Origin of the sequence: Shewanella sp. SM68, from assembly GCF_025653925.1 — a bacterium.
GTDB classification, from domain to species: Bacteria; Pseudomonadota; Gammaproteobacteria; order Enterobacterales; family Shewanellaceae; genus Shewanella; species Shewanella oncorhynchi.
Genome location: NZ_JAKKRU010000004.1, coordinates 285,994 through 299,266 on the forward strand (window position 1 = coordinate 285,994; position 13,273 = coordinate 299,266).

10 protein-coding genes are annotated in these 13,273 nt (G+C 45.8%); 3 read left to right on the forward strand and 7 right to left on the reverse strand.

All coding sequences use genetic code 11. The annotated features are described in order from the left end of the window. Positions 1-34 precede the first annotated feature (34 nt). Complete coding sequence (locus L5M40_RS09210; protein WP_263256539.1) at positions 35-1,951, reverse strand: peptidase U32 family protein; 1,917 nt, start codon at positions 1,949-1,951, stop codon at positions 35-37. A gap of 203 nt (positions 1,952-2,154) precedes the next feature. Here L5M40_RS09210 and rluA point away from each other — a divergent pair, with 203 nt between their 5' ends. From rluA to L5M40_RS09225, 3 genes are all read left to right on the forward strand, one after another. Further along, positions 2,155-2,832, forward strand: a complete 678-nt coding sequence (gene rluA, locus L5M40_RS09215) for a bifunctional tRNA pseudouridine(32) synthase/23S rRNA pseudouridine(746) synthase RluA (protein ID WP_113939779.1) — start codon at positions 2,155-2,157, stop codon at positions 2,830-2,832. 95 nt (positions 2,833-2,927) lie between these two features. Beyond that, on the forward strand, positions 2,928-3,389 hold the full coding sequence (gene asnC / locus L5M40_RS09220; protein ID WP_006080290.1) for a transcriptional regulator AsnC: 462 nt from the start codon (positions 2,928-2,930) through the stop codon (positions 3,387-3,389). Between the two features lie 206 nt (positions 3,390-3,595). Continuing rightward, positions 3,596-7,459, forward strand: a complete 3,864-nt coding sequence (locus L5M40_RS09225; protein ID WP_263176476.1) for a S8 family serine peptidase — start codon at positions 3,596-3,598, stop codon at positions 7,457-7,459. Positions 7,460-7,527: 68 nt separating this feature from the next. On the opposite strand, the gene L5M40_RS09230 is transcribed toward L5M40_RS09225, so the two are convergent. The 6 genes from L5M40_RS09230 to L5M40_RS09255 form a co-directional block, all read right to left on the reverse strand. Further along, positions 7,528-8,298: an ABC transporter permease gene (locus L5M40_RS09230; RefSeq protein ID WP_006080287.1), complete on the reverse strand. Its 771-nt coding sequence runs from the start codon at positions 8,296-8,298 to the stop codon at positions 7,528-7,530. Continuing rightward, positions 8,295-9,233: an ABC transporter ATP-binding protein gene (locus tag L5M40_RS09235; protein WP_028761727.1), complete on the reverse strand. Its 939-nt coding sequence runs from the start codon at positions 9,231-9,233 to the stop codon at positions 8,295-8,297. The genes L5M40_RS09230 and L5M40_RS09235 overlap by 4 nt, the downstream gene beginning before the upstream one ends. Positions 9,234-9,435: 202 nt before the next feature. Then, on the reverse strand, positions 9,436-9,966 hold the full coding sequence (gene hpt, locus L5M40_RS09240; RefSeq protein WP_028761726.1) for a hypoxanthine phosphoribosyltransferase: 531 nt from the start codon (positions 9,964-9,966) through the stop codon (positions 9,436-9,438). A 7-nt stretch (positions 9,967-9,973) separates the two neighbouring features. Next, on the reverse strand, positions 9,974-10,633 hold the full coding sequence (locus L5M40_RS09245) for a flavin prenyltransferase UbiX (RefSeq protein WP_028761725.1): 660 nt from the start codon (positions 10,631-10,633) through the stop codon (positions 9,974-9,976). 1 nt (position 10,634) lies between these two features. Then, positions 10,635-12,029: a UDP-N-acetylmuramate:L-alanyl-gamma-D-glutamyl-meso-diaminopimelate ligase gene (mpl, locus tag L5M40_RS09250; protein ID WP_263176475.1), complete on the reverse strand. Its 1,395-nt coding sequence runs from the start codon at positions 12,027-12,029 to the stop codon at positions 10,635-10,637. A gap of 447 nt (positions 12,030-12,476) precedes the next feature. Next, entirely contained in the window at positions 12,477-13,115 is a 639-nt protein-coding gene (locus L5M40_RS09255; protein WP_263176474.1) for a hypothetical protein, read from the reverse strand. Between the last annotated feature and the right edge of the window lie 158 nt (positions 13,116-13,273).

Here is a 13,273-nt window from a genome sequence, read left to right on the forward strand (position 1 = left end):
CATTGCACTCGGGCAATGCTCCTAATGACAAATATTAAAGGTGCTTCTGGCCTCGCACTTGACGGTTTTCGCCGACTACCATCATTTCGCATTTAGGGCAGTCGAATACCAACTTGAGCACATCATTGCCGATTTCAAGCACCATAGGATCGGCCTTGATCCCTGGCACTTCCTTCGGACACAGATTGAAGTTAAAGCGTAGGCAATGCTTAGTGATCATCAATGGCACATCTTCGGTAACGCCATTTTTCTCATAGGTATCTTGAATTTCAATCACGCCGTGGCGTTGATAAAAATCCTTGGCCTTTTCGTTGGCAACGTTGCCTAAGTAACTCAAATGCTTGACGGGATAGACTGCATCTTGATTATGCTTCCACGGCAGTGGACGCACATAGCCTTGCACACGGGCAGCCTCTAAGGCGGCCACACCATCACGGCGCAGACCATTGAGCACAGATGCGGGCAAGAACCAAGCTTGGGCCGTATCGATACTGATGCTACGGGCAACAAAGTCGGTACTGCCTAGCTTACCCAGTTGAGTACGGGTATTTTGTAAGGTCTTATCGACATCAGTCGCAGGCGTCTTCTCGACCACTAAATTCACTGTGGCTGTAAGGCCATAGATATCGGTCAATGTCAGTGCGAGTCCGTCTTGGGTGTCACTCAACCGTAAATCGACGCCGATAATCCGTTTAGAAGATTCTTTAGATAACAGGGCTTCGAAGGCTTGGTTATGGTTACGGTACAAAGTCATGCCGACTTTTAAATCCTTTGGTACCTGCAATATATGCAGTTTTAACCCTTCGGCACGGTTAACCCGCAGGCCTTGCAGCTTGTCATCGGACTGCTTTGCCATGGCAAAATTCGCGGGGAAAAACGCTAAGCCATCGCCGTTATTAAACTCATGGGTCGAACTCACTTGGATAAAGTCTTTACCTATGCTGACCACTTTACCGACTTCTTCGCCTATGTATTTGGGCGAGCGAAAATCTTTAATTCCTTGGCTACGTTCGTTAACAAAGTAATCTGTGCTGCCACGGTTAAAGGTCTTTTCTGGATCGGGGATAAAAGAATGTTCACAGCGGCCGTGGGACGAAGCCTTAAACTCAGGGCGACGCGCCATAATCGCATCCAGCTTTTGGCGATAATGCGCGGTGACGTTTTTAACATAACTTAAATCTTTTAGGCGACCTTCTATCTTAAACGAGCGAATGCCCGCATCGATTAGCGCTTCGAGGTTTTCGGTTTGGTTATTGTCTTTTAAAGACAATAAGTGTTCATTCTGCGCTAACACATCGCCTTGACGGGTTTTAAGATTGCCCGGCAGACGGCACATTTGCGAGCATTCACCGCGGTTAGCACTGCGGTTACTAAAGGAATGGCTCAAATTACACAAACCACTGTAAGCCACGCACAAAGCACCGTGGATAAAGAATTCGAGCTGCATATTAGTATGCGCGGCGACATCACGGATTTGGCTTAAGCCTAATTCACGGGCGAGCACCACCTGAGAAAAACCAACTTGCTCTAAGAACGCCACTTTTTCTGGACTGCGATTATCCATTTGGGTACTGGCATGCAGGGCAATCGGCGGCAAATTGAGCTGCAATACACCCATGTCCTGCACAATCAGCGCGTCAGCACCCGCTTCGTACAATTGCCAAATGAGTTTTTCGGCGTCGGCCAGTTCGTTATCCATCAAAATGGTATTGAGGGCGACGAATACCTGAGCATGATATTGATGAGCATAAGTACACAGGCGCGCGATATCTTCAACACTGTTACCCGCCGTTGCCCGCGCACCAAATGCAGGACCACCTATGTATACCGCATCGGCACCATGGCGTATGGCTTCGATACCGTAGTCAGCATTTTTTGCAGGCGCCAATAACTCAAGACGGTTATGGACGTGAGAAAGATTCTCGGGAGTGTATATCTCTGGCTGGCTCATGGCTTCACAGACTCAAAATGATCATTAACGAAAAGGACGGGAGTATAACAAAAACTCAAATACAGCTCTATCAGCAAATCATCAACTAATCCGCTTTACTTTTGTCAGCGAGGATAATGGCCCAGCCGATCTTTGGGCCTCACACTTGCACCCTCAAGCCGGGCAGAGTATCTTTGCCCCGCATTGACGAATAGGCACTATTTATGACTGATTTTATTTACCAACCACCGACCACTCCTTGGCTCGATATTCTTTATCAAGATAAAGACATTATCGTCATCAACAAACCTTCAGGATTGTTGTCTGTGCCTGGTCGCGACCCCGCCCATTACGACAGTGTCTATGCTCGAGTAAAAGCTGAGCATCCCCATTGCCAAATCGTCCATCGCCTCGATATGGCGACCTCAGGCGTGATAGTTGTCGCCCTGATTCGTAGCGCAGAGCGGGAATTAAAACGTCAGTTCCACGATAGAGAAACCAGCAAGACCTATTATGCAAGGGTCGCAGGCCATGTCAAAAATGACACTGGCAGCGTTGATTATCCACTGATCTGCGACTGGCCAAATCGCCCTAAACAGAAAGTCGATCATCTTGTTGGCAAACCGTCTTTGACTCACTACCAAGTAATGAGCCGCGCCAAACGCTCAACGCTGGTTAAACTGACGCCAATCACAGGCCGCTCACACCAATTACGGGTGCATATGATGGCGCTAGGTCATCCGATCTTAGGCGATGGTTTTTATGCCGACTCACTGGCAAAATCCTTAGCGCCTCGACTATTACTACATGCAGCAGAGCTCACCATCAAACATCCCTACTCGGGTGTCAGTATGACTTTTAGCGCAAAAGTCCCTTTTTGTGAGCCTTTGGGCGAACAATGATCACTAAAATCAAATAATACGGGCAAAATCGGTAGCAATTCCCCATAAAAAAACGTAACTTTATGACAATTCACTACGTTATAGAGAGTTTATTTATGGATACCGCATTTCAGCGCGATCAACTCGATAATCATATCCTCGAAGCCCTAATGCAGGATGCCCGCACACCCTTTGCCGAACTCGCTAAACGCTTTAGCGTGAGCGCCGGCACTATCCATGTTCGGGTAGAAAAAATGAAGCAAGCGGGGATCATTACAGGTGCGCAGATCACGGTAAACCCTAAAGCCTTAGGCTATGACGTTTGCTGTTTTATCGGTATCAACCTTAAAAGTGCTGGCGATTACCCCGCAGCTATCGCCAAACTCAACGCTCTCGAAGAAGTCGTCGAAGCCTATTACACCACAGGCAACTACAGTATTTTCGTCAAGGTCATGTGCCAATCCATCGACGGCTTGCAACACGTGCTCATCAATCGCATCCAATCTATCGATGAAATCCAGTCGACGGAAACCTTGATCAGCCTACAAAACCCAATCGTCAGAGCGGTTAAACCTTAAACAGGAAAAACAGCAAACACCTACAAACAACATAACAAATACCAAAGTGTGATTAACATCTTTTTTACCGCAAAAGTGTTAACCATACGATACTTTTGTGTTACAACTTCATTGCTACCGCCAAAGAGCGCAGCAGAAACTATAACAATTCAGCTACAGGCACGTTTAATAAAGTGCTGAAAGCATTAATTGACAAGGAAGAAGTTGTGAAGACAAAACTATCGATCGCTATCTCCGCTGCACTACTCTCAAGCGCAGCTATTGCTAACAGTGAATTTACATTTAAACCTTACTCTCCAGAAATAAGCGCGCATGATAAATATACTAAACCGCAAACATCAGCCACTAACCTCGATGCTCCACAACGTTTTATTGTTGAGATGGAATCTCCTGCACTAGCTAAGTATAGAGGCGGCATCGGCAACTTCGCAGCAACAGCTTTAAATTCGAAAAAAGAAAAACTAGATATTCAATCTACTAATGTCAAAAGCTATTCAAGTCACCTAGCTAAAGAGCAAAACGCTTTTGCTAGCAATTTAGCTAAAATTGCGCCAAATGCAAAAGTGGAACGTCATTTCCAAACACTTTTTAACGGTATAACAGTTGTTGGCCAAGGACTAAGTGTTGAAAAAATAGCCAAAATGCCTGGAGTGAAAGCAGTATACCCAGAGGCTATATATGAAACTAACATGGATGCATCACACCAAGTGATTAATACCCCAGCTATGTGGGAAGCCGTTTCCGGCATGGCTAATGCGGGCAAAGGAATGAAAGTTGCTATTATTGATGGCGGCATTCGTCCGGAAAACCCCATGTTTACCGATGCAGGCTTCACAGCACCCAGCGGTAGTCGACCATCGGATGACTACTGCTCGACTGTCGATGCTTCATTCTGTAACAACAAGCTGATCGTTGCGCGTTGGTCACAGCCAACATCACCTGTGTGTCCTAATGAATACATGAGTCCACTTAGCTATGGTGGTCACGGAACTCACGTTGCAGGTACCGCTGTCGGTAACAAGATATCAACTACTTATAAAGATATTCCCGTTCAACTATCTGGTGTAGCACCAGCAGCTTACCTTATGGTCTACAAGGCTCTTTACAGTAAGCCTGATTGCACAGGCGGAACCGGCTCTAACATCATGTTAATGGAAGCCTTAGAGCATGCTGTTAATGATGGTGCAGATGTAATCAACAACTCATGGGGGGGGAGTGCTGGTAGTGATCCAGCTAGCAGCCCATACAAAACCATGTTTGAAGCTGCAGAAGCTGCGGGGGTTGTTGTAGTTAGCGCTGCCGGTAACGATGGTAATGGTCCTCAAACTATCGGCTGCCCTGCTTGTATTGAATCAGGAATAACTGTTGCTAACACTACAACAGGGCGTTTTTTCGCTAATAGCTTTAATACCGGTGGTGATGATTTACTTGCTATCCCAAGTTCTGATGCAGTGCTTTCAGAAGATATTACCGCTCCAGTGATTGCGGCCGTTAATTTAGATGCTGAAAATGCCAATGGTTGTGATGCCTTTGCTGCGGATTCGTTCAAAGATGGCATTGCATTGATTTCTCGCGGAACATGTAACTTCTCATTAAAAGCCACAAACGCAAAAGCTGCAGGCGCTAAAGCCCTTGTAGTTTATAACAATGCGGCAGGTGCACCAACGACTATGTCTATGCCTGGTGAACCATTCCCTGCTGTCATGATTACGAAAGATGCAGGTTTAGCCGTAATTGAAGCCATGGGAGATGCTGCAACAACAGGTACGATAGTTGCAAAAACTAAACGTATCATGGTTTCTGAACTTGCTGATAACCTAAATAGCACCAGTTCACGCGGTCCTGATGGCAACCAAAATATTCTTAAACCGGATATTGCAGCACCTGGTACCAACATTCTGTCAGCTTTTTCTCCTGATGATGGTGGTGAAGACTTTAATATGATCTCTGGCACCAGTATGGCAAGCCCGCACGTAGCAGGTGCTGCAGCTATGATGCGTCAATTACATCCAGATTGGTCTGCAAACGATATTAAAACTGCTTTAACATCAACAGCTAAATTTGATGATATTTTAGATGATGATGCAACAACACCAGCCACACCATTTGGTATGGGTGCTGGACGCATGGATTTAGATGCTGCAGCCAAAGCTATATTAACGTTCGACAAACCATCCATCGCATCAGACTCTTGTGTTGGTCCATGTACTTTCACTCGAACGGTATATAACAAGAGTGACGCAAAAACATCTTGGAACTTATCAACTTCATCCGATAGTACAGGTATAACAGTATCACCTTCTAGCTTAGAACTTGCCGCAGGAGCCTCTGCCACGTTTACTGTAACCGTTGACTCAACTTTCGCAGAATATGGTGAGTGGATTTTTGGTAATGTAATGATAAGCAGCACCGAAGGACTGCAAGATGCTCACTTACCTTTGGCTGTGTTAGCTAAAGAGTCAAGTGATGCCTCACTGATTTCGACTATGAGCAAGAAAACCGAACTTAACGCAACCGATGCGATTCCAATATCAGTTGTGATTAACAATAACTCATTTGACAGTACAGTGACTATTACAGCGCAAGCACCAGAAGGCACGAAACTAACATCGAAAGATGATGTAAAAGTTAGCTTAGCTGGCGCGACGCAAAATGGTTTACAAATCAACGAAGATATAGGCAACATTACTTGGGTTGGGTCACTGAATCTTCCTAAAATGACGACAACTAAGGGCTCAGCTGGTTTCCCAAGCATAGTGAGTCTAGGGGTCAAACCAATTACTTGTCCAGAAGGTTGTGATGAACAAGCGTTCACCTTTACTGTGCCTAGCTTTAAATACAATGGGGTTAGCTATTCCAGCATCACTATGTCTGACAATGGTCTAGCGATTGTTGGAGGTGGAAGTGCAAGTGGTACATTTGCGAACAAAAAGCTACCTGATGGCAGCAACCCAAATAACATTTTAGCGCCCTTCTGGTCAGATTTTGATTTATCAGATAAATCTGCTGGCGATACTGGAGGTGGTGACTTAGCCGTTGGTGTATTCACAGATGATGATGGAGTTAAATGGTTAGCTTTAGAGTGGAATAAAGGCCAACTCTATGGTGATACATCAAATACACCTTATACGTTTAGCATTTGGATTAAGACAGGTAATACTGAAGAGGTTGTATTCAATTACATAAATATTCCAAATATGCCTTCAAACGTCACTATCGGCGCTGAAAATATAGGCGGAACAATTGGAACAACTTACCACTTTAATGGTGAAGGTGATTCGGTTGTAACAGGTAATACATTGACGCTGAAAAACACAACGGCAGGTAATGTTACTATCGACTATCTGGCTAAAGCGACAGAATTCTCCTTTGGCACTGGCGATATGGCAGAAGCTACAGAAGAAACCTCAATAGAAATTGATTTGCTCGCAAATGATATCAATCCAGATCAAAAAGTTGCTCGCGCATCAATCACAGGCAATGGCATAACCGCCAATGCACAACGTGTTTTGGATATTGCTCCTGTAGGTACATTGTCTAAAGCAACTGTAGTAGACGCACCTGCCAATGGTGCTGTCACTATCAGTGAAGCTGGCATTGCGACTTATCAGCCTAAGAAAGACTTCTTTGGCACCGATAGCTTCACTTACAGCGTCGAAGATGCCGATGGCAACGTATCAAAAGCGACTAAAGTGACTGTGACAGTTGCTAATGTCAATGATGCACCAACTGTCGCCCCAACAGGAGAAACCTTGCCTACAGGCCAAAAAATCACCGTCATGTCAAATGCTAAAGATGTCGATGGCGATGCACTCACCTATATTTGGACACAGACATCAGGTCCTACAGTGACTTTTGATCCTGCAGCAAAAAATATTAGCTTTACCCCAAAAGAGCAGGGAACCTATACATTTACTGTTATTGCGAATGATGGCACATTAAACAGTAATACTGGTGAAGTGACTGCGGTTGCTGCACCAAATAAAAATACAGACAATGGAGGAGGTTCACTCGGTTGGTTAACCGCCTTATTGTTACCACTTGCGGCAATGCGTCGTCGTATGAAGTAACGAGTTGTTGACAGTAAAAAGGGAGCCTTAATGGCTCCCTTTTTCTATTACGCTCTAAAGAAATATGTCTAGGAACGCAGGCCTATTCCGCGCGAGACTAAGTAATACGCTAAGGTCCAAAGTGCGACACAGAAACCGATCATAATGGCGATGGATAATGGCACGCTGATATCGGCAAAGCCTAAAAAGCCGTAGCGGAACACGTTGATCATATAGACCACAGGGTTAAGTGCCGACACGCCTTGCCAAAATGGGGGCAAGAGTGACAGGGAATAAAATACGCCGCCAAGGTAAGTTAATGGGGTAAGCACAAAGGTGGGGATGATACTGATATCGTCGAAGCTTTTGGCAAAAACAGCGTTAATTAAGCCACCCAATGAGAATAGCACTGAGGTTAAAAATACCGTCATCACCACTAAACCTGCGTGATGTAAGCTAATGTCGACAAAGAACATGGCCACTAACGTCACTATCAGGCCAACACACAAACCGCGCGCCACGCCGCCGCCTACGTAGCCAGCAATCAGCACATAATGGGGCACAGGTGCCACCATCAGCTCTTCTAAATTACGTTGAAACTTGGCACTGTAAAATGAGCTAGCAACATTCGAGTAAGAGTTAGTGATCACCGACATCATGATCAAACCAGGGGCGATAAACTCCATATAAGATACGCCGCCCATTTCTCCAATCCGGCTGCCGACTAAGTTACCAAAAATCAAAAAATACAAGGTCATGGTAATCGCTGGCGGGACTAAGGTCTGGATCCAAATTCGCGTAAAGCGATTGATCTCTTTACTTAAAATACTTTTAAAGGCAATAAAGTAGAGCTGATTCATGCGGAGGCTCCCTGAGTTTTCTTCACGAGTTCGACGAAGAGTTCTTCTAACCGATTAGACTTGTTACGCATCGATAGCACTTCAATATTAGCTGCGCTCAATTGGCTAAAAACATCGTTAAGATTATGCTCTTTCGCTACATCCACCTCTAAGGTATGAGAGTCGGTTAAGCGACAAGCCATGCCATCGAGCACGGGGGCCGTTTCAGTATCGCGACGAAGATCGAGAATAAACGTCTCCATATTCAGCTTACTCAGCAACGCCTTCATGCTAGTGCATTCCACTAAAATACCTTTATCAATAATGCCGATATTACGGCAAAGCATTTCCGCTTCTTCAAGGTAATGAGTGGTCAGGATGATCGTCACGCCCTGCTGGTTTATTTGTTTGAGAAACTCCCACATAGAGCGGCGCAGTTCAATATCCACACCTGCGGTAGGTTCATCTAAAATCAATAATTTAGGTTCGTGCATCAGCGCGCGCGCAATCATTAACCGTCGCTTCATGCCGCCGGATAATTCCCGCGAAGGGCTATTGCGCTTTTCCCACAGATCCAGTTGACTTAAGTATTTTTTGGCACGCTCAAGGGCGATAGGTTTTGGCACACCATAGTAACCCGCTTGATTCACCACAATTTGCAGCACGGTTTCAAACTGGTTGAAGTTAAACTCTTGTGGCACTAAACCAATGCAGAGTTTGGCGTGTTCTAGCTGCTTATCGATATCATAATCAAAGACTTTGACCGTACCTGAACTCTTCTGCACTAAGGAGCTAATAATACCAATCGTGGTGGATTTACCAGCACCATTGGGGCCGAGCAAGGCAAAGAAATCCCCTTGATTGACGGTAAGGCTGATGCCTTTAACCGCTTCTACGCCGCCTTTATAGGTTTTTTTAAGCCCTTCGAGTACTAGAGCATGGGTAATATTCGCCATATTTGTACCGATCCTTACACATTAGAAAGTAATAAGATGGTGCTAAAAAACACAATTACAATGATGGGTTGCAGAACTAAAGCAAAAAAATAGCTAATTGATTGAAAAAAAATCTTTAATGATTCTATCATTTATATTTTTTATATAGCCGCAAAAAGCAAAACTCCCGCCTGCTGCGGGAGTTTTAAACTGTATCGGACACTTAATCGAGTGGTACGACTTTGGCGATATAAGGTAGATTGCGATACTGCTCGGCATAATCAATACCATAACCTACGATAAACTCATCAGGGATAGTAAAACCGATAAAATCGACCTTCACATCCACTTCACGACGCTCAGGTTTATCCAACAGGGTGCACAGTGCAAGACTCTTAGGCTCCCGCAGTAACAACATCTCGCGCACTTTGCTTAAGGTGTTACCTGAGTCAATCAAGTCTTCCACAATCAGCACATCGCGACCGGCGATATCTGATTGCACATCTTTCAGCACTTTCACATCCCGTGAGCTGGTCATAGTATTGCCATAACTGGAAACCGACATAAAATCGATTTCAACATGGCCTTTAATGCGGCGACACAGGTCTGCCATAAAGACCACTGAGCCTTTTAACAAGCCGACCATCAGCAGACGTTCACTGTGGGCATAATGGGCATTGATTAGCTCGGCCATTTGATCCAATTTCTGGCTTATCTCTTCAGCAGAGATCATCACTTCGGTGGTGTGTTTCATATAAGTCTCAATTGTCGAGGTCGCGGTTAGACTGTTTGTCATAACCCCAGCGACTCGTTAATGCATGGTCAACGCCCAAATGATCGAGAATTCGAGCGACCATGAAGTCTACCAGATCTTCTACCGATTTGGGATTGTGATAAAAGCCGGGTGCAGCGGGCATAATGGTCGCGCCGAGGCGAGAAAGGCTTAACATATGCTCTAAGTGTATGGCACTAAAAGGAGTTTCCCTCGGTACTAGGATAAGCTGACCGCGCTCTTTAATCACCACATCGGCGGCGCGTTCGAGTAAATTATTACTCATTCCGGTAGCAACTGCCGCTAACGTCCCCGTTGAGCAAGGACAAATCACCATTTGTTTAGGTGCAGCGCTACCCGATGCAGGCGGCGAAAACCACTCATCTTTGCCTAATACCACTAACTCGCCAGCAATAATCACGCCTTTTTCGTGCAGCAAAGCCAACAGCTGGGCATGGGCTTTGTCACTGTTGGCGCTTAACTGTAAGCCGTGTTCCGTCGCCAATACCACTCGAGCGGCACTGGAGATCATCAAAAACACTTGATAACCCGATACCAACAGACACTCGAGTAGCTTAAGTCCATAGGGAGCACCAGAGGCGCCCGTCCAAGCTAAGCTAATCGCCTTAGTCGACTTTGCGTAGGCCATCTTAGCTAACCTGCTCTACAGTTGAAGCCTGTTCTAATGCGGCCAGCAGCTTCTTATGTAACCCACCAAAACCACCGTTACTCATCACCACTATGGTGTCGCCTGCTTTGGCGGTTGCTGCGACTTTGGCGACCACATCATCAATTTGATGTAACACAGTCACAGGGATCACCGCCGCTTCCATAGCTTCTTTCATATTCCAGTCAATGGTATCGGCTTGATATAAAAAGGCTTCGTCGGCTTGCATCATAGAAAAAGCTAAAGTGTCTTTATGGACACCGCTCTTCATGGTATTTGAGCGCGGCTCAAGTACCACAGTAATCTTGCTCTGCCCAACCTTAGCCCGCATGCCTTTTAACGTGGTCGCAATAGCCGTCGGATGATGGGCAAAATCGTCATATACGCTCACACCGTTAACGGTTCCGAGTAATTCGAGTCGACGCTTAGGTGGCATAAACTTAGCTAAAGCTTCAATTGCAGCACTCGGCTTAACGCCAACGTGACGCGCGGCAGCAATGGCCATCATGGCGTTTTCAATATTGTGCTGACCAATCAAATCCCATTCGAGAATACCTTGAGACTCGCCATCAAAAAATACTTCAAAGCGATGGCAATCATCACTTAACGCTTTGCCATACCAACCGCTGGTCGATTCGGTTAAATGATAGGTTTCTTGCTCACTCCAACAACCCATATCAATCGTTTGCTTAACGGCATGGGAATCGGCGGGCCAAATGATCTTGCCTTCACCAGGAACGGTGCGAACTAAGTGGTTAAACTGTTTTTGAATCGCAGCCAGATCGGCAAAAATATCGGCATGATCGAACTCAAGATTGTTGATCACTAAGGTACGCGGATGATAATGCACGAATTTCGAACGTTTATCGAAGAAGGCACTGTCGTATTCGTCGGCCTCAACGACAAAGAAAGCGGTCTTGCCTAAACGTGCCGACACACCAAAGTTTTGCGGTACGCCACCGATTAGGAACCCAGGCTCATAACCACAATCATCTAAAATCCAAGCTAACATGCTAGAAGTCGAGGTTTTACCGTGAGTGCCAGACACTGCCAGCACCCAACGCTCTGGCAAAATATGATCGGCTAAAAACTGCGGGCCAGAGGTATAAGGGATGCCAATGTTCAACACAGCTTCCACACAAGGATTACCCCGGCTCATGGCATTACCAATGACAACTAAGTCAGGATAGTGCCCAGCGTCACCCAGCTGGCTAGGATCAAAACCTTGAATAAGCTCAATGCCTTGGTCCTCTAGTTGCGTGCTCATTGGAGGATAGACATTGGCATCCGAGCCCGTCACTCTGTGCCCTTTGGCCCTAGCCAATAACGCTAGACCACCCATGAAGGTTCCACAAATTCCTAAAATATGTACGTGCATACCGCTCGCTCTGATGTGTTGAATTCACCGCCATTCTAATCCATCGGGCGACAGATTGGCAGGTAACAATCGGTGAAAAGCACTGCAATCGCAAATGACAGTTTTTAAATCCGTGGATTTCACATTCAAGTTGCAGAACTGAGATTTTTAGATAACAGGTCAACTAACACAAGGCCGAAAACTGTCGCAATGCAGGGTACTATACCCAAACAACCTGAAGATGCAGGATTCAGCGGGAGTTTAACGCACTTTAGGCAAGGCGGTTATTTGCAGACCTAGCGAGCTAAGTTAAAAATAACCAACGCAGCATAAAGTGCGTTAAAACCCGCCGGAACGGAGCGCCTAGGGCACTTCACTTCCGTGTTGCATCAATTCAAAAGGTGGCCGACATTCTGTCATTGATGCGCCTTGAATTGAAGCACCCTAGGCGCTCTGAAACTCGTATCTTCAGGTTGCTTGGGTATAGCGTAAGTCACGGTAGAGCTGAGCGTGCTGGCTACGGTGCCGACTAAATAAGAATTGACGTAACGCTTCACGCTCTTCAGTTTCGGCCTGAAACTTAACGAAAGCCAGACCTTTCTCGCTACGAATAGGCTCGATATCGACGCGCATAGTCTCGCCATTGGGCAATTGTAATTGCAGATCTTTACTGCCTAACAATTGCTTAAATTGCTGCTGTGATTTAGCACGGATGGCCATGCCAGAACTGGATAACGAGGCAACAGACCATTGCTCACCTTGATCGTGGTCGAATATCCACACATCATCGGCTTGAGTTAACCGCCAACTGCGCTCCACTCCCGAGGCATCGAGAACCTCAGGCACACCTAAAGTGGGTTGAAACTGACCAAAGTCATCCACTTTCATCAGTAGCGGAAACCAGAGTTTATAGGGCCCGACTTCGGCCAATAAAGTGAGTTTTGCCTTACCGAGAATCGAGGCGATAACTTGCGGTACTTCAGTTGTGACTGTGAGCACTGCCTTGACTAGGGGATCGTTAGTCAAGGCAGTGCCCACACGAGTCGGCGAAAAAAGTTCGCTAAAACAAGCAAGCTCCTCCGCGGATAATCGAGGTTCATCCATCATGATAAGTCCTCCCGAGTTAAATTCCTTACCCCAAAAAGTACCACCAAAGTATGGGATTGTACATTTTTACACCAAAACAGTGGCAAAAAACGGAATATAGGCTAGCAAGGCTAAATTCAAGACTCTATTAGCCATTTGCGCTATTTAACTTGGAAAAT